17 protein-coding genes are annotated in these 20,063 nt (G+C 43.2%); 6 read left to right on the top strand and 11 right to left on the bottom strand.

Annotated elements, in window-relative coordinates; all coding sequences use genetic code 11:
• Positions 1–37 precede the first annotated feature (37 nt).
• The 4 genes from fdhD to B2727_RS10880 all read right to left on the bottom strand — a co-directional run bounded on the left by fdhD (position 38) and on the right by B2727_RS10880 (position 4,547).
• Positions 38–826 carry a formate dehydrogenase accessory sulfurtransferase FdhD gene (gene fdhD / locus B2727_RS10895; protein ID WP_033134055.1) on the bottom strand — a complete coding sequence of 263 codons (789 nt, stop codon included), beginning with the start codon at positions 824–826 and terminating at the stop codon, positions 38–40.
• A 48-nt stretch (positions 827–874) separates the two neighbouring features.
• Complete coding sequence (locus B2727_RS10890; RefSeq protein ID WP_162180592.1) at positions 875–3,283, bottom strand: FdhF/YdeP family oxidoreductase; 2,409 nt, start codon at positions 3,281–3,283, stop codon at positions 875–877.
• Between the two features lie 228 nt (positions 3,284–3,511).
• Positions 3,512–3,685: a cbb3-type cytochrome oxidase assembly protein gene (locus tag B2727_RS10885; protein ID WP_016164067.1), complete on the bottom strand. Its 174-nt coding sequence runs from the start codon at positions 3,683–3,685 to the stop codon at positions 3,512–3,514.
• 43 nt (positions 3,686–3,728) lie between these two features.
• Complete coding sequence (locus B2727_RS10880; RefSeq protein WP_201772400.1) at positions 3,729–4,547, bottom strand: hypothetical protein; 819 nt, start codon at positions 4,545–4,547, stop codon at positions 3,729–3,731.
• 363 nt (positions 4,548–4,910) lie between these two features.
• On the opposite strand from B2727_RS10880, the gene B2727_RS10875 reads away from it, so the two are divergent.
• The 4 genes from B2727_RS10875 to B2727_RS10860 are packed head-to-tail and all read left to right on the top strand — an operon-like array spanning position 4,911 to position 8,983.
• Positions 4,911–6,359, top strand: a complete 1,449-nt coding sequence (locus B2727_RS10875; RefSeq protein WP_033134057.1) for a cytochrome ubiquinol oxidase subunit I — start codon at positions 4,911–4,913, stop codon at positions 6,357–6,359.
• Entirely contained in the window at positions 6,352–7,356 is a 1,005-nt protein-coding gene (gene cydB, locus B2727_RS10870; RefSeq protein ID WP_004806263.1) for a cytochrome d ubiquinol oxidase subunit II, read from the top strand. The genes B2727_RS10875 and cydB overlap by 8 nt, the downstream gene beginning before the upstream one ends.
• Positions 7,357–7,369: 13 nt before the next feature.
• Positions 7,370–7,492 (top strand): hypothetical protein, encoded by a 123-nt coding sequence (locus B2727_RS10865; RefSeq protein WP_004654187.1) that lies wholly within the window; start codon positions 7,370–7,372, stop codon positions 7,490–7,492.
• A 60-nt stretch (positions 7,493–7,552) separates the two neighbouring features.
• Positions 7,553–8,983, top strand: coding sequence for a PLP-dependent aminotransferase family protein (locus tag B2727_RS10860; RefSeq protein ID WP_033134072.1), 1,431 nt, complete (start codon positions 7,553–7,555; stop codon positions 8,981–8,983).
• Here B2727_RS10860 and B2727_RS10855 read toward each other — a convergent pair.
• Positions 8,944–10,026 carry a helix-turn-helix transcriptional regulator gene (locus B2727_RS10855; protein WP_033134058.1) on the bottom strand — a complete coding sequence of 361 codons (1,083 nt, stop codon included), beginning with the start codon at positions 10,024–10,026 and terminating at the stop codon, positions 8,944–8,946. The two genes, B2727_RS10860 and B2727_RS10855, sit on opposite strands and share 40 nt — an antisense overlap.
• A 119-nt stretch (positions 10,027–10,145) precedes the next feature.
• Here B2727_RS10855 and B2727_RS10850 point away from each other — a divergent pair, with 119 nt between their 5' ends.
• Together B2727_RS10850 and B2727_RS10845 are read left to right on the top strand one after the other, a co-directional pair.
• Positions 10,146–10,862, top strand: coding sequence for an enoyl-CoA hydratase/isomerase family protein (locus B2727_RS10850; protein WP_033134059.1), 717 nt, complete (start codon positions 10,146–10,148; stop codon positions 10,860–10,862).
• 37 nt (positions 10,863–10,899) lie between these two features.
• A complete protein-coding gene (locus B2727_RS10845) occupies positions 10,900–11,727 on the top strand; it encodes an SDR family oxidoreductase (protein WP_033134060.1) in 828 nt (275 codons plus the stop codon).
• A gap of 63 nt (positions 11,728–11,790) precedes the next feature.
• Here the strand turns inward: B2727_RS10845 and B2727_RS10840 are convergent, their stop codons facing one another.
• The 6 genes from B2727_RS10840 to hutU form a co-directional block, all read right to left on the bottom strand.
• Complete coding sequence (locus B2727_RS10840) at positions 11,791–13,062, bottom strand: Glu/Leu/Phe/Val family dehydrogenase (RefSeq protein ID WP_004654197.1); 1,272 nt, start codon at positions 13,060–13,062, stop codon at positions 11,791–11,793.
• 32 nt (positions 13,063–13,094) lie between these two features.
• Positions 13,095–14,015, bottom strand: coding sequence for a formimidoylglutamase (gene hutG / locus B2727_RS10835; protein ID WP_005204519.1), 921 nt, complete (start codon positions 14,013–14,015; stop codon positions 13,095–13,097).
• A 34-nt stretch (positions 14,016–14,049) separates the two neighbouring features.
• A complete protein-coding gene (gene hutI / locus B2727_RS10830) occupies positions 14,050–15,255 on the bottom strand; it encodes an imidazolonepropionase (protein WP_033134061.1) in 1,206 nt (401 codons plus the stop codon).
• Between the two features lie 51 nt (positions 15,256–15,306).
• A complete protein-coding gene (locus tag B2727_RS10825) occupies positions 15,307–16,719 on the bottom strand; it encodes an amino acid permease (RefSeq protein WP_004806247.1) in 1,413 nt (470 codons plus the stop codon).
• A 64-nt stretch (positions 16,720–16,783) separates the two neighbouring features.
• A complete protein-coding gene (hutH, locus tag B2727_RS10820; RefSeq protein ID WP_004806245.1) occupies positions 16,784–18,322 on the bottom strand; it encodes a histidine ammonia-lyase in 1,539 nt (512 codons plus the stop codon).
• A gap of 84 nt (positions 18,323–18,406) precedes the next feature.
• Positions 18,407–20,063: urocanate hydratase (hutU, locus tag B2727_RS10815; protein ID WP_291349011.1), on the bottom strand; the 1,657-nt coding region annotated here is incomplete at its 5' end.

The following is a 20,063-nucleotide window of genomic DNA, read 5'->3' as shown; positions in this document are numbered from 1 at the left end:
ATGCATTAGATATCGACCTAATCACAAATTTTTACCATTATTCGGTATATAAAACAAAGCTCTCACCGCGACAAAAACTGGCTAAGGTGAGATTTAATTGTTTTGCCATCTCAATGGCCATACTGGTGGGTGCAGAAATGGTCGCCAATAGAGCAATATTGGATTGCACACATTTACGGATCAACTCATAACTGGCACGGCTGGTCATCACCACAAAACCCTCCGCCACATCCATTTTCTGTTCAGCCAAGTAGCCCAATAATTTATCCAAGGCATTATGCCGACCAACATCTTCAAATAATGCTACGATCTGCCCTTTCACCACCCATGCTGCAGCGTGTGCTCCACCAGTGAGCTCACTGATTTTTTGTCTGACTTTTAATTGGGCAATTGCATTTGGAATTTGGCTTAACCATGTTGAAGAAATATGGGTACTGACCGCTGGTAGATTTGCATAGAGTTGCTTTAGACTTTCAATACCACATAAGCCACAACCTGTACGCCCAACCATCATACGTCGATGTGCTTTTAGAGCCATGAAAGCACGGGATGAAATAGTCATATCCACTTCAACCCCCAGTTCATTTTGACGAATATCGAGTGAATACAGCTCGCTTAAATTTTGTAATATTCCTTCCGAGAGACTAAAGCCTTTGGCAAAGACCTCTAGATCCGATGGTGTTGCCATCATGACGGCATGCGAAATACCATTATAAATTAAGGCAACAGGATACTCCTGAACAATATAATCCAGTTCATTTTCAGAAATCTCGCGATGGAAACGATGCACTTGCATCGTTTCATAACCTCGTGTTTTTGTGTCCACACTTACCTCATTTGCATCACTGATTCGAAAAAAATAGATTCCTATCCGTTATGCACTACTGACGCGTTCATTGGCATGCTCAGGGTCAACTTCAACATTCAAATTAAAATGTGCTGGTGCATTACCTGCATGCAAAATCACAGGGATGCTTTTAGACGCCGGAATTTTGGCGTATTTGTCATGGCTACCCAAAGCCACTAAGGGATTGGTTTCTGGATAATAAGCCGCCAGACTACCTTGTGGAATGTTATACGGTACGATACGGAAACTATGTACAATCCGTTTCACACCATCCGAGAATACACTCTCAATATCAACCCATTGGTCTGCTTCAAAGCCTGCTGCATCAATATCGGTTTGATTCATAAACAACACACGGCGTTGCCCGAATACACCGCGATAACGGTCATCCAAACCATATAACGTGGTGTTGTACTGGTCATGCGAACGAGTGGTCATCAAGGTATACACCTGCTGTTCACTATAAGCAGCCGCATATTGATTTTCTTTATCTTCGTAAACTTCGGCCAGTGGTGTAATCAAGAACTGGGCTTTACCACTTGGTGTATTCCAGACATGCTGATTGGCAGGATGCTCCAAATGGAAACCACTTGGTTGATAGACCCGTTGATTGAAATCATGAAATTCATCAAAAACATCGGCAATCGAATCACGGATACGGTCATAACTTTCGATATACCAACGCCATTTCACCTTACTTTCAGGCAATGCTGCTTCTGCCATACGCGCCACAATATCAGGTTCAGACAAGATATTTTCAGAGATCGGTGGATTACGTCCTGCTGAAAGATGCACATTCGACATCGAATCTTCCACCGAAATTGCTTGTGCGCCATGCACTTGCATATCTACTTCGGTACGCCCTAAGCAAGGTAGCATCAACGCATCTTTGCCACAGACCAGATGGCTACGATTCAACTTGGTGGTAATGTTAACGGTTAAGTTACAACGGCGTAACGCTTCTTGGGTATAAGGTGTATCAGGCGTTGCGACCGCAAAGTTTCCGCCCAAACCAATAAAGACTTTTACATCACCTTCATACATCGCCTTAATGGTATCCACCACACCAAAACCATGTTTACGCGGTGACTTGATGCCAAATACCCGATCAATACTATCTAGCAAGGCATCACTTGGGTTTTCATTAATTCCCATGGTTCGGTCGCCTTGCACATTACTGTGCCCACGCACTGGACAAAGACCAGCCCCTGGACGACCAATATGTCCTCGTGCCAGCATCAAGTTCGCCAACATATGAATATTGGCTGTACCATGACGGTGTTGGGTAATACCCATCCCCCAACAAAAAATAGCCGTTTTTGCATCCAGATACATCTTGGCAATCGATTCTAAATGCTCAGGTGAAAGTCCAGTATGTTTATGAATTTCAGACCATTCAGTACGATTTATCTCCGCCAGCATCTCATCAAAACCAATGGTATTCATTTCAATGAAGCTACGATCAAAAACGCTTGCTTTCCCTTTCGCAAGTGCCTTTTTATCCCATTCCAGTAAATGCTTCATCACCCCAAACATCAGGGCATAATCCCCTCCAATTTTGGGCTGGAAATAATAACGGCTGATTGGAGTACTGCCATTGGTCATCATTTCTAGCGGCGCTTGTGGGTCTTGAAAACGCTCTAAACCACGCTCTTTAATAGGATTAATGGCAACAATATTACCCCCACGACGCGAAACCTCTCTTAAGGTTGCCAACATCCGTGGATGATTGGTGCCTGGATTATGCCCAAAGCTAAAAATAGCATCTGCTTGATCGAAATCATCCAAAATGACCGTGCCCTTACCCAAACCAATCGCATCTTTTAAGCCAACACTGGTGGTTTCGTGGCACATATTGGAACAGTCTGGAAAATTATTGGTCCCGAAGCTGCGGACAAATAATTGGTACAAAAAAGCCGCTTCATTGCTGGCACGACCAGAGGTATAAAATGCCGCTTGATCAGGATGATCAAGCGCCTGTAGATGTTTGGCAATTAACTGAAAAGCTTCATCCCAAGAAATCGGTACATATTTATCCGAGACTGGGTCATAACGCATCGGGTCAGTTAAACGACCTAAATCTTCCAGATAGAAATCATTCTGTTCAGCGAGCCAGCTCACGGTATGCTGTGCAAAAAATTCAGGTGTTACCGTTTTACTGGTTGCTTCGAAAGCCACAGCCTTGGCACCGTTTTCACAGAAGTTAAAGGCATGCGCATCTTTCTTCTCAGGCCATGCACAGCCCGGACAGTCAAAACCAGTCGGCTGATTAATATTGAGTAAGGTGATTGAACCTTTTTTTAAAATATCTTGCCTTTTTAGGTTTCGGGCGACACTCAGTAATGCGCCCCATCCACCTGCGGGTTGGGTATAGGGTTCAATTCTGGCAAAACTGGTATTTTCTTGCTTATGAATGGTTTGTTCTGAGTTATCCATCATGTTGCCCTCATCTGAGCTATTTTTTAACATTTACTACAGATAGGATTAACATGAATTGTGCTTCTTTTCTATTCTTGATTTGTCTCATTCGATCAATTAGAGCGTTAAAATCTCTCTTGATTTTAACAATTACAACCAAGCCCAAAATAAAAAAAACTTACTGGCAAGTGCTCAAAATCACCAGTAAGAGAGAAAAAAACAAGCTTCGGATAAGAAAAATATCAGTTATTTATTCGCTTGAACTGTTGATTGTACATGGGCAGCATTCTGCTTCTGTTGCGATGGCATATAATCGGGTTGATTACTCACAGCCAGAAAGAAAAAGACTAAGAATAAACACCCCAATAAAATACTGATTCCAACCGCAAGGTATGGGAATTTTGATTGCTGTTGAGACATGAGCTCTGCTCCTATTGAAAGACTAAAACTTAATTCATAACAATTACATGGTGGATAAAGCCTTAAAACTAGCGCCATTTTGAATACGGGTTTGCATGTATTCGGCATAGACCGATAACTTTTCAAAAATATGTTCCGAATAGAACATATCCTCGATTAAATGAGCCGCTTGGGCTGGGCTAAACTGACCAATCTTCGCGACTAGATTTGCATTAAGACTGGAAAACAAAGTACATAAGCTTTTGTGTGCTTCATCTTTGTTTTTAAATAGCAGCTTGCGCGTATTAATCAATTCATCATTGAGCATGCTTGGCCTACGATCAGCATCAATCACATCAATTTTTACATCAAAATACTCTTCTAGGATCTGAATCTGTTGCTGATCTAAGGATAAATGCGTGACCAAAAAAATATGAAAAACATCTGTACGACACAGTGCCTTGACTAAACAACGGAACAGAAAATCTTGCTCTGCTTTTGCATCATCGACCAGCTCGATATATAGCTTGAGGCTATGAATCACATCTTCGATTTTAAGATTGACGCTTTTATCGGCTTGATAGTATTGATTCAATATCTTAAGTACAGAGGACGAGACTGGCGTGGTATAAATCACTGGCTGATTTAAATTGGCAATCATAAATGTTGCAAATAAATAGGCGAGATTATTGTCATTTTCCACTATTTCAGCTTGAGCAATATAAGCGACCTTCTCCTTAGAAAAATCTCTCAATACCTTGCCTCTTAATAAGGTTGCTTCAAGATTTACATATTCAAGACTTAGCTGTTGTTGTACTGCTTGCGAAGGCACTTTACTTTGAAAAAGCTGAGTCAACGCATTAAGTTCTTTCGTGATAAACATAGTCATACGCCATTCAGTCCGAATTAGTGTCATTCAAACGACTTACAATGCTTGATCAATATTTAACACACTGCATCGTTGCTTGATGCTATTTTGAATCAGGTACAAACAACTGAATAGCTACAGAGTTTCGCTAAAAAAATATAACAGATCATTTATGGACACCCCATCTGTTATAAAAAAACAAAAAGAAATTGTACCTACTCATATACAACAGAAGATTAGATGATGAATAAAACTTAAATCGCTTTTAAATATCCAAACCGCAGCTTTTTCAGGTTCTGCTTATTTTCAAACATTTAAGTCCATTCTTTCACATTTTCCTAGCGACTGCTTTTGCTGGTCTGTTATAGGAGAGGATATATGGATCTCGGTCTCACTGCTTTAGAATTAGCCCGAATACAGTTTGCATTTACTGTTTCATTTCACATTATCTTTCCCGCCACCTCGATTGGTCTCGCCTGTTTTCTTGCCATGCTGGAATGGAAATGGCTACGTACTCAAAACCCCATTTATAAAGATTTATTCAAATTCTGGATCAAAATCTTTGCGGTGGCCTTTGGGATGGGTGTGGTATCTGGCGTGGTGATGAGCTACCAGTTTGGTACCAACTGGAGTGAATTTTCCCGTATTGCGGGAAGCGTAACTGGCCCTTTGCTCACTTATGAAGTATTGAGTGCTTTCTTCTTAGAAGCGGGCTTCTTGGGCATCATGCTGTTCGGTTGGGGACGAGTCAGCCCCAAAGCCCATTTCTTTGCCACCTTGATGGTTGCCATCGGCACCTGTATTTCCATGTTCTGGATTCTATCCTCCAACAGTTGGATGCAGACGCCGCAAGGTTTTGCAATCGAGAATGGTATTATTGTGCCAACCGATTGGTGGGCGATCGTATTTAATCCCTCCTTCCCTTATCGCTTTGCGCATATGGCCGCTGCAGCATTTTTAGTGTCTTCCTTACTGGTGGTGGGTACTGCTGCATGGCATCTGATCAAAGGGCGTCGTGATGAACTGATCAAAAAATCATTTTCAATGGGGCTTTGGATGGTGCTGGTCACTTCCTGCTTGCAAGTGGTGATTGGTGATAATCATGGCTTAAATACCTTGAAGCATCAGCCGGCAAAATTGGCCGCAATGGAAGGTCATTGGGAGACCAATTATGATGAAGGAATGCCACTGTACTTATTTGGCATTCCAGATATGCAAGAAGAACGTACCAAATACGCAATTGCGATTCCAAATCTAGGCAGTCTGATTTTGACTCATTCTATGGATGGTACAGTCAAAGGCTTAAAAGACTTCGCCCCAGAAGACCGACCAAACTCAACCATTGTGTTTTGGAGTTTCCGTGTCATGGTCGGACTTGGCATGTTAATGGTACTGCTCTCTTTCGTTGCCTTATGGCTGCGTAAAAAAGGCAAGCTTTATGGATCATCTTGGTTTCATAAATTCGCTTTTGTCATGGGGCCTACAGGCTATGTCGCCTTACTGGCGGGATGGGTGACGACCGAAGTTGGCCGTCAACCTTGGGTAATTTATGGGGTGATGCGTACCAAAGATGGTTTGTCGCATACCGTGACTGCCGATCAAGTCGGTATCAGTTTGATCATTTTCGTGGTGGTCTATGCCATCGTGTTTGGTAGCGGTATTTACTACATGCTGAAACTATTGAAAAAAGGTCCTGAATTTATTGAAGCGATTGATCTTGAGCCAGCTGGCCATGGTCACTTCAAGACCCCAATGCGTCCATTAAGTGCGGTCGATGAAAGCATTGACCAACAAGACCAGACCAAAGAGGAGAACCGCCATGATTGATTTATCTCTGATTTGGGTCGGCATTATCGGTCTTGGTGTATTGATCTATGTCATTTTGGATGGTTTTGATCTCGGTATTGGCATTCTGTTCCCTTTCATCAAAAGCCGTGAAGAACGTGATGTGATGATGAATACTGTCGCACCGGTCTGGGATGGTAATGAAACATGGATGGTGCTTGGTGGTGCAGGTTTGTTTGCGGCCTTCCCATTGGTCTATTCAACCGTTCTTTCAGCCTTATATATGCCGATTACCCTGATGGTAATTGCACTGATTTTTCGTGGTGTTGCCTTTGAGTTTCGTTTTAAGGCCAATCGCACCAAGCATTTATGGGATCAGGCCTTTATTTGGGGTTCAATTCTATCCAGCTTTCTGCAAGGCGTGATTTTAGGCGCTTATATTCAAGGCATCCAAACCACCAATGGTATTTTCTCTGGTTCAGGTTTAGATTGGTTCACTCCTTTCGCCTTATTTACCGGGTTGGGTGTAGTTGCCATGTATGCAGCGCTCGGTTGTGGCTGGTTGATTATGAAAACCGACCATGAGCTACGAGATCAGATGTATGCACTGATGCCTAAACTGATCATGCTGCTATTTGTGGTTTTTGCAGGTGTCAGTCTCTATACCCCACTGACCCATCCTGAAATTGCAGCGCGTTGGTTTGCCTTGCCGAATCTGCTGTATTTTAGTCCTGTGCCCATCTTAGTACTACTGTTTACATTCTTGATTTTAAAAGCTTGTAAAGAGCGTCAGGACTTTAAACCTTTTATCTATACCTTGGCACTCGTGTTCTTGGCCTTTACTGGATTTGTGATCAGCCTTTGGCCGAATATCATTCCACCATCGGTCACGATTTGGGAAGCGGCCGCACCGCATTCTAGCCAGAAATTTGCACTGGTTGGTGCAGTAATTCTCATCCCAATCATTATCGCCTATACCATCCTGTCGTACTGGGTGTTTAGAGATAAAGTACGGGTTGGAGATACGGGTTATCACTAAGGAGCAGCTTTGCATGAAAATTAAATCTCTGCATTTAAGCCAAACTCAATGGTTTATAATACTGTGGTTACTTGGATTTTTTGCACTCGCCATCATTGCAGGCCTATTTAGACTGTTATTGATGTTTGCTTATTAAAAAAGAGATGGAGCAGCTTGCATACCAAGCTGTTCCATCAAGATGGATTCACTTTACTTTATGTATAAATCAGAACAATTAGCGCACAACCTGAAACTTCTCATTGAAAATGGATCATGGCAACCGCACAGCAAACTTCCTTCTTTACGTGAGCAAGTGCAACGATCAGGGTTTAGCTTAATTACCGTAATGAACGCTTACCAAGAACTGGAAGCGCAAGGATTGATTTATTCAAAAGAAAAGTCAGGTTATTTTGTCGCTGAGCAAAATAATATCCAAATTCCACAAGCTTATTCGGTGGTCTCTTTAAACCCCAAAATTGAAATTAACTCCTTGGTGTTTAAATACCTGAAGTCGATTCAATCCAAACAGGTCAGCCCACTAGGTTCTGCATTTCCAGATAGTCAGTTACTCTATCCACCCAAACTGATTCAGATCATGGGGCAACTTTCCCGCAATCGCCATAGTTATGATCAGACCACCAACCTGCCGCCTGGAAATTTAGCCCTCAGAAAACTCATCGCGCAACGCTATTGTATGCAAGGGATTCCAACCGATGCAGATGACATTGTCATTACATCTGGTGGTTTAGAAGCTTTAAATCTCTCCCTGCAAGCGATTACTCAACCAGGCGATTATATTTTATTGCAGCAAACCATCTTCTATGGCGCATGGCAGGCAGCTGAACGTTTGGGACTCAAGGTGATTACCCTCCCAGAACATCCACAACATGGCTTTGATATTGAAGCTTTTGAACAAGTCATTAAAAACTATCCGATCAAAGTCTGCTGGTTCATGTTGAACGCACATAACCCGATTGGCTTTACCGTCAGCGATGAGATCAAATATAAAATTGCCAAGCTGTTGCATGAACATCAAATTCATTTGATCGAAGATGATGTTTATGAAGAACTGTTTTACGGCAATCAAAAGCCGTTACCCATGAAGTATTTCGATCAGCAAAATCTGGTGTTGCACTGCTCTTCTTTTTCCAAAACCTTGGGTTCGGGGTTCCGTATGGGATGGGTCTATGCTGGCAAATTTTCCGAACATATTCAGCATTTGCAATTGATGAGCACCATTTCAGCCAATGCGCTGATCCAGAATGCGCTGGTGGAGTTTCTCTCCCATCATCATTATGAAAAGCATCTAAGAACGCTTAGACGGGCTCTGGAAAAGAATAAAAAACAATTCTTTCAATATCTCAAACAACATCTACCGAAAGACTGTAAGGTCTATAACTATCCAAGTGGCTATTTTCTCTGGATTCAGTTACCAGACAAAGTCAGCAGTATGCAAATCTATGAGCAGCTGATTCAACATCAGATCGGAGTTGCGCCAAGCCCTTTATTTAATGTGTTGCCCTCACATCAACATTTTATTCGTATGAATTGTTCCTTTGAATGGACAGAACAGATTCAGCATTCGCTAGAACTTTTTATTGTAACGGTTCAGTTGGCGATGTCGGATGAATCGGCCTTGGACAAATAGCCTTTCCGATACTGACTCGGTGTTTCCCCAAACATCTTTTTAAAGGCGCGAATAAAATTTGTGGCTTCTTCATAACCCACCAGAGCTGCAATATCCTGAATACTATATTGTGGCTGTTGCAGTAACTTCTTGGCTTGACTAAAACGTACCTCAGCTAAAATCTGCAAGAAAGTGGTCCCTTGTGCTTGTAAATGTCGTTTGATGGTTCGTTCAGACATATTCAACCGCTGTGCAATCAACGCTAATGTCGGATAAGTATTGCCAGCTCGATACAACAACTCAGAACGAATGCTTTTCTGCAGGTCGCGCGTCGATTCTTTGAGTAACTTCAATTTGTCATTTTCGCAATACAATAATGCCTGTTGGAATGCGACTTGATCTGCATTTGGATTTTTACAATGCAGATATTGCTTGGGGAAGCGTAGGCCATTGCGTTGCTGATTAAAATGAATCTTGATCTGAGATAAATCGATACGTTTATAATTCTGTGCATCGGCCCAATCAACAAAGACCTCACAACGTTCAACAATTTTTTCAGAAAACAAAGCTAAAAAATGAATCGCCCCAAAGAGCAAACTTTCAATCATAAACTGCCGTAATTGATCAGATTGCTGCTCATTGCCAAATTTAACAGGATGTACACCATCCAAATAAACATAGACAAAGTCTTCATCAATATACGATTCAGGGGTAAAGTTTTGGATTCGTGTACAGAAATACTGCTGGCACAACGTTAATGCAGTTTCAACATCCGTACAGCTCAGAAATGCAAAACCTAAGGCTCCATGCGAAGTGGGACGTAATTTAAAACCATATTCAATCCCAAGCCGTGGATTCCCCGTCAGCCTTAAAGCATTCACCACCAGCTTTGACCATTGATGGGCACTCATTTTGGCATCAGCTTGTTTCATTTCTGCCAGCACCAATCCTGTGCCAGATAAAACTGTTTCAATATCAATGGTATAATCATGCACAATTTCTAATAATAAATGTGCATAAGAAACCGAGATGGTTTCTTGAAACAATCCAAAAGGATCTCGCATCGCACATCCACTGTCCTAAAATGATCATCAATATGGCATAGTCACACCTATTGTGCGAGTGTTTTATTCGAAATAATGACTGCAATCAATCAACCATCGCAGAATGAGGAAGCGCTTCAATGACCACCATGAGGCTTGATCAACAGCAGTCCATTTATGTTTTGACATTAACCAATGGCGATCAGGACAATGTCTTAAATCAAGATGTGCTAAATGAATATATCGAGATCTTTGATGAAATCGAGCGTCATTCGCATAATGCTTGCCTAGTCATTCAAAGCGACCATCCTAAAACATTTTGCAATGGCTTAGACCTCGCTTGGTTAATGCAGCAATCCATGCAAGATAAAAAAGCTTTTACCTTAGAACTGGAAAATATGCTACTGCGTTTGGCCTTACTCAACATACCAGTGATTGCTGAGATTAATGGCAATGCTTATGCAGGTGGTGCAATCTTGGCATCTGCATGTGACTTCCGCTTGATGCGGGCAGATAAGGGACGCTTTTGCTTCCCCGAAGTCAAACTGACCATTCCTTTTACTGACTGTATTGCAGAAATTGTGCAACTCCTTCCCAATCAACATGCGATCTGGGAGATGTCCTTAACAGGAAAATCCATGACAGGGATTGAGTGCTTAGACGCACAAGTGGTCCATCAGATTCATCCTGCCGAATCATTAAATACAGAGGTATTTAAGTTTGCTGAGGAGATGTCACAAAAGCATCGTCTGACCTATGCTGTAATCAAACGTCAGTTACGCCATCGCATTGTTGAGATTGCCAAACAACGACAGCTATACAATCCAGAAAAATTTTCACATCCGTTTATGATTTAAATCAGCTTTTATAACAACTCGAATATAGGACATTGACATGAGTAATATGCAAGGAAAAACCATTTTTATTACTGGTGGCAGCCGCGGAATTGGCCGAGCCATCGCGCTGAAAGCAGCACAAGCTGGGGCAAATGTTGTTATTGCGGCAAAAACTGAAGTGGAAACAGCAAAATTAACAGGCACAATTTATAGCGTCGCCGAAGAAATTGAAGCTGCTGGTGGCAAAGCACTGCCCTTACTGTTAGATGTACGAGATGAACAGCAGATTCATGCTGCCATGCAACAAGCAGCCAAGAACTTTGGTGGTATTGATGTATTAATAAATAATGCAGGTGCGATTGCACTCACAGGTGTCGAAGCCACTTCATTAAAACAATATGACCTGATCCAAACCATTAACCACCGTGCAACCTTTATTTGTGCACAGGCCGCTTTACCCTATCTCAAACAAGCAAAAGATCCGCATATTTTAAGCTTATCGCCACCTGTAAATATGTCACCAAAATGGTTGGGTATGCTCTCGCCTTATGCCTTATCTAAATATGGTATGACGATTCTGACGCTAGGTATGGCAGAAGAGTTCCGTCACTATGGTATTTCCTGTAATACGCTATGGCCTGAAACCTATATCGCTACAGCAGCAGTTTCGAAGAACCTAGGTGAGGAAAATACGCGTCAATTGAGTCGTAAACCGGAGATCATGGCGGACGCTGCTTTTGCAATTTACAGTACGGTCAAAGGTGAACTAACGGGACAAAGCCTCACAGATGAACAAGCACTGGCACGGATCGGGATCACTGATTTCGCTCAGTATGCCTGTGTCAGTGGCAACACCCAGCTACAAAAAGATTTCTTTCTGGATTGATTCAGCAATAAAAAACGACCTTAAAGTTTACACCTTAAGGTCGTTTCAAAAGCACAGCTAAAATTAGCCTGGGAAAATACCACGCTCTTTACGTGCTTTTAAGATACGCTCACAACCTAAAATGAAGGCTGCTGTACGTAAAGTACATTCTTTTTCGCTTGATTTGTGCCATACATCGTTAATGGCTTGAATCATCAACTTATCCAGTCTTTCATTAATTTCTTCTTCAGACCAGAAGTAGCTCGACATATCTTGAACCCATTCGAAGTAAGATACGGTTACACCACCCGCATTACAGATCACGTCAGGAACAACCGTAATACCACGTTGAACCAAAACATCATCCGCTTCAGGGAATGTTGGGCCGTTCGCGCCTTCAAGCACTAACTTCGCAGTTAATTTTTGAGCACGTTCAACTGTGATTTGGCTTTCCAATGCAGCAGGGATCAAAATATCCATCTCTACATTCCAGAACTCTTCATCACTGATCACTTGCGCACCAGCAAAGCCACCCACACCTTGGTGAGTTTCCATGTGAGTTTTTAATGCAGCAAGATCGATCCCTTCAGGGTTGAAAATCGTACCTGTGTGATCTTGAATCGTCACGATGATCGATTTCGAGTCTGCAAACAAATATGCAGCTTCGCTACCGACGTTACCAAAACCTTGAACCGCAATTTTCGCACCGTCTAAAGGTAATTTGATTTTTTCAGCAACTTGTTGACCTGTGATAAATACACCACGGCCTGTTGCTTTAATACGACCAAGAGAACCACCGAGGTGTACCGGTTTACCTGTTACAACACCCGTCACCGTATGACCTTGACCAGATGAATAGGTATCCATGATCCAACCCATTACGTTTGGATTAGTCCCCACGTCTGGGGCAGGGATATCTTTTTGTGGGCCAATGATATGGCTGATTTCACTGGTATAACGACGTGTTAAACGTTCTAATTCACGTGGTGAAAGTTGACGCGGATCAACACGAATGCCACCTTTTGCACCGCCGAATGGTAAATTTACCACCGCAGTTTTAATTGTCATCCATGCTGAAAGAGCCATTACTTCATTTAAATCTACATCTGGGTGATAGCGAATACCGCCTTTACCCGGACCACGTGACAAGTTGTGTTGTACACGATAACCTTCAAAATGACGAATTGTGCCATCGTCCATAACAATTGGCACGTCGACAATCAAAGCACGTTTTGGGCGCTTCAATGTGTCCACATAGTCTTCTAAACCATCTAGATATGGAGCAACACGCTCGATCTGTTCAAGATAAGTTGCCCATGGACCGTCATTTTGAGAGACATAAGATAAATTAGACATGTTTTAACCTTTTGATGAATTCACATGATCCATCAATCAAATATGTAGTTAAAAATTATATAAGCGGCTAATTTGGCAGTTCTACTATCCAAATCAAACCGTGGATTACATTCCGCCACATCAAAAACTTTAATCTTTCCGGTTTCCTTAATGGCCTCTAGTAATGGGTCAAAGACGGATAAATCAATCCCTTTAACCGCAGGTGCGCTTACACCTGGCGCAATGCTAGCACTAAATACATCAAGATCAACTGTAATATACAAATAGTCAACTTTTCCGGTAAAAGCTGTCAACTTTTCGATTAAAGTTTCAACATTTTGTTGCTGCAACTCATAATCGTAAATATAAGTACAATTCAGCCGATCTGCGGTTTCAAATAAAACCTTGGTGTTTGAATGTTTCGCTACGCCAATGCACAAATAATTAAATTCTTGTTGATGCTGTTCAGACAGTTTTGCTGCATTTAAAAAAGGTGTGCCAGAAGTCACCTGTTCAGCTTCACGCAAGTCGAAATGTGCATCGAAATTGATGATGCCGATCTTCTTATTCGGCTCATGATTTTGCAGATATTGAAACAGACCTGAGAAGCTACCAAAAGCCACCTCATGGCCACCGCCTAACACAATCGGCTTCATGCCCTGTTTGAGGCTTCTTTCAACTTGTTCAGCCAATTCAGCCTGTGCTTGTTCCAGTTTGGAGCCGTCACATACCACTGTGCCAATATCGGTAATCGTGACTGGTTGATGCACAGGTAAATTAGCCAATTGCGCACGAATACTGTCAGGTGCATCTGCTGCACCCAAGCGCCCTTTGTTACGCTTAACGCCCTCATCCGAGCTAAAGCCAATCAAGGCATAATCAGCTCGTGGTGTGGTATTGACGACTTGGTGAATCCTTAAGTGTTCAGCACCCTCACCATCTTTACGCCCCTGCCATGTAAATGAATGATTCATTATGTCTAGCGTCCTTTAAAAATGAGCTTCGCTGTTAGATTGAGATTTCATTGCCATGCTGAATAATCCGCTTCGGTAAATCGCCACCCAACCAGTAAACAATCTCGGATGGATGCTCAATATCCCACGCAATAAAGTCTGCAACTTTACCAGTCTCTAAAGTGCCGTGAGTCTCTTGTAAACCCAATGCATGTGCCGCATGCGTCGTCACACCCGCCAAAGTCTGTTCAGGTGTTAGACGGAATAAGGTACTCCCCATATTCATCATTAACCGTAAAGATAAGGCTGGTGATGTGCCTGGATTTAAATCACTGGATAGTGCAATGCGTACCCCATGTTGATGCAAACTGTCTAAAGGTGGATATTTGGTTTCTCTCAAGAAATAGAATGCGCCCGGTAATAACACCGCCACCGTTCCAGCAGCAGCCATCGCCTTAACATCATCCTCAGTCATAAACTCTAAATGATCTGCCGATAAGGCATGATAACGTGCCGCCAAACTCGATCCACCCAATGCAGACAGTTGCTCAGCGTGTAACTTGATCGGTAGATTTAAAGACTGCGCTGTTTTAAATAGACGTTCGACTTGAGCTGGCGAAAATGCCAAATATTCACAAAAGGCATCGACTGCATCAACCAAACCTTCTTGATGTAGTTTTGGCAGCATGTCATTGCAGATATGCTCGATATAAGCATCACTTTGATCTTGATACTCAGGCGGTAAAGCATGTGCTGCTAAGCAGGTACTGCGAACTGTCATCGGCAAAGTATCTGCAATCTGACGAATCACACGCAGCATTTTCCGCTCATTAGCATAGTCCAGACCGTAACCTGACTTAATCTCAATAGTGGTGACACCATCTTTAAGCAAGCAGCGAACTCGTTTCAAAGCTGATGCAAGCAACTCTTGTTCACTCGCTTCACGCGTGGCACGAACCGTACTGGCAATCCCGCCACCGCTAGCTGCGATCTCAGCATAGCTAGCACCTTGCAGGCGTTTTTCAAACTCAACACTACGGTTGCCACCAAACACGCTATGGGTATGACAATCAATCAAACCCGGTGTGACCCATGCGCCATTCAAATCGATGGTTTCGGAATAAGCATCGGCAGGAAGATCTTCAAATGTTCCAATCCAGTGGATATGCTGCCCTGAAGTGACCATTGCAGCATGTTCAATACTGGAATATTGCCCATTTTGCATGGTGGCGATATGACAGTTTTTCCAAAGCTTTTTCATTCACAGTTCCTCTCACTGCTCAGGCGGGATGACACCTGAGCAGCTTGATATTTAACTTTCCATTTCGATATTTTGTTGCATGCTTTGATTTTCTTTTACCGTGTTTTGCTTGGGCTTCACCCAAATGGTATAAGCAATCCAAAGTAAAACTAACCAGGTTGCGCCAACATAAATTGCAGGTCGTGAGTCTGGGAAATAGCCCATCATCGCCAAGATAAACAACATGAACGCAATTGCAAATGCAGGTGCATACGGCCAGCCAATCACTGGGAAATCGAGGGCTTTGATTTCTGCTTTAGACAACTTACGACGCATCGCAACTTGAGCAATTAAAATCATCAACCACACCCAAACCGTAGCAAAAGTCGCAATTGAAGCAATAATGATGAATACATTTTCAGGAATCAGATAGTTCAGCAATACGCCGATCAATAACACCCCTGCCATCACCACAACTGTCATCCAAGGCACACCATTTTTGGAGATTTTTTGGAATACTTGCGGTGCTTGTCCACGATTCGACATGCCATACAGCATACGTCCAGCACCAAATACATCACTATTGATCGCAGAGATCGCCGCGGTAATCACCACGATATTGAGAACGGTTGCCGCAGATCCAATCCCAAGATTTTCAAAGATCTGTACAAATGGACTGCCTTGGCTACCAATTTGATTCCATGGAAAAATCGACATCAATACAAAAATCGTCATGACATAGAACAACAGAATACGTACTGGCACCGCATTAATTGCTTTAGGAATCGAGGTTTTCGGGTCTTGCGACTCACCTGCGGTAATCCCGATAATTTCAATCCCACCAAAAGCGAATACCACCACAGATAAACAGGCAACTAAACCAGCAATACCATTTGGCATAAAGCCATCGTGAATCCATAAGTTTTGAATGCCAGTGGTAAAACCACTATGATCCGCATGGAAGCCATAGAACATTAAACCTAAACCACCGACAATCATCGCAACAATCGCCGTCACTTTGACAATTGAAAGCCAGAATTCCAGTTCACCAAAGACTTTGACATGAATCAGGTTAATTGCCCCAAGGAACATAATCAGCGACAGAATCCAGATCCAGCGCGGCACATCGGGGTACCAGAACCCCATATAAATCCCGAAGGCGGTGACATCGGCCAAAGCCACAATGATCATTTCAAAAACGTAGGTCCAGCCTGTGGTAAAACCTGCAAGTGGACCAATATATTGTGAGGCATAGTGACTGAATGAACCCGATACTGGGTTATGTACAGCCATCTCACCCAATGCGCGCATCACGATATAAATTGCAATCCCTGCAACGATATATGCGATTAATACAGACGGACCTGCCATTTTGATGGCTGTTGCCGAACCGTAAAAGAGTCCTGTCCCAATGGCTGAACCCAATGCCAAAAAACGAATATGGCGGGTGTTTAACCCCCGCTGTAATGTGGAGTGTTGTGACATTATAATCTCCAATCCTTGAGGAAATTTAGTTAGATTCGGCCACTCCATGTGACCGATTTATTGATCACACTTCAGACAAACTCGGTAATAGCTGTGGAATGAGTAATTCGTTCAAGCAGCCACTTGCAAGCAATTCACTCGCTTGCTCAATATCTGGCGCAAAGAAACGATCTTCACTGTAATAAGGCACTTGGTCACGCAGCACTTTACGCGCACGCTCAAGTTTTGGAGAACTCTTCAAACCTTCACGGAAATCAAGACCCTGACATGCCCCTAACCACTCAACTGCAAGAATGCCGCGAACGTTGTCAGCCATATACCACAAACGTTTGCCCGCATTCGGCGCCATAGAAACATGGTCTTCCTGATTTGCAGAGGTCGGTAAACTATCAACACTGGCAGGATGTGCAAGTGCTTTATTGTCACTTGCTAACGCAGCGGCTGTTACTTGAGCAATCATGAAGCCTGAATTGACCCCACCATTGGCAACCAAGAATGGCGGCAATTGTGACATATGACGGTCCATCATCATCGAAATACGACGTTCAGACAGTGAACCAATTTCGGCAATTGCCAATGCAAGGTTATCCGCAGCCATAGCCACTGGTTCAGCATGGAAGTTACCACCTGAAATTACATCACCTTCAGCAGCAAAGACTAATGGGTTATCAGATACCGCATTTGATTCAATTGCTAACACTTCTGCGGCTTGACGAATTTGAGTCAAGCAAGCACCCATCACCTGAGGTTGGCAACGCAGTGAGTATGGGTCTTGAACCTTGCTACAGTCCTCATGTGAATGAGAAATTTCACTCGATTCAGTCAGTAAGTCACGATATGCAGCAGCAACATCAATTTGACCACGTTGACCGCGAACTTCATGAATACGTGCATCGAATGGTGCCCGAGAACCCAGCATGGCTTCAACACTTAAACCACCACACACCGTTGCAGCAGCAAATAAATCTTCTGCCTCAAACAAACCACGTAATGCGTATGCTGTAGAAACTTGTGTCCCGTTTAAAAGTGCTAAACCTTCTTTCGCAGCTAAAGAAATTGGCTCTAAACCCGCAATTTTAAGTGCTTCAACCGCTGGTAACCATTCACCTTTATAACGCGCTTTGCTTTCGCCTAATAACACCAAAGACATGTGTGCCAGTGGTGCCAAGTCACCTGAAGCACCAACAGAACCTTTTAATGGAATATGCGGATAAACTTCTGCATTGATCAACGCCAAAATGGCATCAATTACTTTACGGCGAATCCCCGAAAAGCCACGTGCCAAACTATTTGCTTTAAGCAACATAATCAGACGAACCATCGCATCATCAAGCGGCTCGCCCACGCCAGCAGCGTGTGATAGCACCAAAGAACGCTGTAATTGCTCTAGGTCTTCTGGTGCAATTTTAGTTGATGCAAGTAAACCAAAACCCGTATTGATCCCGTAAGCAGTACGGCCTTCGTTGACGATTTGTTCGACACAAGCAACACTCGCATTGATGCCAGCAGAAGCGCTGTCATCGAGTTTCACTTTGATTGGATTTAAATAAGCGTGGCGCAGATCTGCTAAGCTAAGTTTGCCGGGTTGAATTAGAAGTTCCATTATTGGCGTCCTGTTTTGCACTCTATTGTTCGCTTACGATGCCGCTTACACAATTGCAAAAAGCATCGTAATGTCCTTGTCTGTTTATTGTGTGATCATCGGCAAGTTCAAGCCTTGCTCTTTGGCACAATCAATCGCAATGTCATAACCTGCATCAGCATGACGCATTACCCCTGTTGCAGGGTCATTGGTCAATACACGTGCAATACGTGCTGCTGCCTCATCTGTACCATCACATACGATCACCACACCTGAGTGTTGAGAGAAGCCCATACCTACACCACCGCCGTGATGTAATGACACCCAAGTCGCACCGCCAGCAGTATTCAACAAGGCATTCAATAACGGCCAGTCAGATACGGCATCTGAACCATCTTTCATTGATTCTGTTTCACGGTTTGGACTAGACACTGAACCTGAATCCAGATGGTCACGACCAATCACGATAGGTGCTGAAAGTTCACCACTACGAACCATTTCATTAAATGCCAAACCGAGTTTTGCACGTAAACCTAAGCCGACCCAGCAAATACGCGCTGGTAAACCTTGGAAGCTAATACGTTCACGCGCCATATCTAACCAGCGATGTAAATGTTCATCATCTGGAATGAGTTCTTTTACTTTGGCATCTGTCTTATAGATATCTTCTGGATCACCTGAAAGTGCAGCCCAACGGAATGGACCAACACCACGACAGAACAATGGACGAATATAAGCAGGAACGAAGCCAGGGAAATCAAAGGCATTTGCTACGCCTTCATCTTGTGCCATTTGACGGATGTTGTTGCCATAGTCAAAAGTTGGAACACCCATTTTCTGGAAATCCAGCATCGCTTGAACATGCTGCGCCATCGACTGTTTCGCTGCTTTAACCACAACTTCTGGCTCAGTTTTAGCGCGCTGACGGTACTCTTCCCATGTCCAGCCAATTGGTAAATAACCATTTAATGGGTCATGTGCGCTGGTTTGGTCAGTCACCATGTCTGGATGTACGCCACGACGGACTAATTCAGGTAAGATTTCTGCTGCATTGCCATGTAATGCAATCGAAACAGCCTTACCTTCTTTGGTATATTTTTCAATACGCGCCAAAGCATCATCTAAATCAGTGGCTTGCTCATCGACATAACGCGTACGTAAACGGAAATCGATACTGGTTTGTTGGCATTCGATATTGAGTGAGCATGCGCCTGCCAATGTTGCAGCTAAAGGTTGTGCACCGCCCATACCACCTAAACCAGCAGTCAAGACCCAACGACCTGTCAAATCACCGTTATAGTGTTGGCGACCTGCTTCTACAAACGTTTCGTAAGTGCCTTGCACAATGCCTTGGCTACCAATATAAATCCAAGAACCCGCTGTCATCTGACCATACATTGCCAAACCTTTCGCATCCAATTCATTGAAATGCTCCCACGTTCCCCAATGTGGAACAAGATTCGAGTTTGCAATCAAAACACGCGGTGCATCTTTATGGGTTTTAAACACACCCACAGGCTTACCAGATTGAACCAACAAGGTTTCATCAGTTTCTAAATTCTTTAGCGTTTCAACGATCTTGTCAAAACATTCCCAGTTACGTGCAGCACGACCGATACCACCGTAAACAACAAGCTCTTTTGGATTCTCTGCAACATCAGGGTCAAGGTTGTTCATCAGCATGCGTAACGGTGCTTCTGTTAACCAGCTTTTTGCATTGAGCTTTGTACCACGTGGTGCGCGAATTTCTACATCACGAAAT

Source organism: Acinetobacter sp. UBA991 (genome assembly GCF_002292065.1).
GTDB classification, from domain to species: Bacteria; Pseudomonadota; Gammaproteobacteria; order Pseudomonadales; family Moraxellaceae; genus Acinetobacter; species Acinetobacter higginsii.
This window is presented reverse-complemented; position numbering and strand designations above follow the sequence as displayed.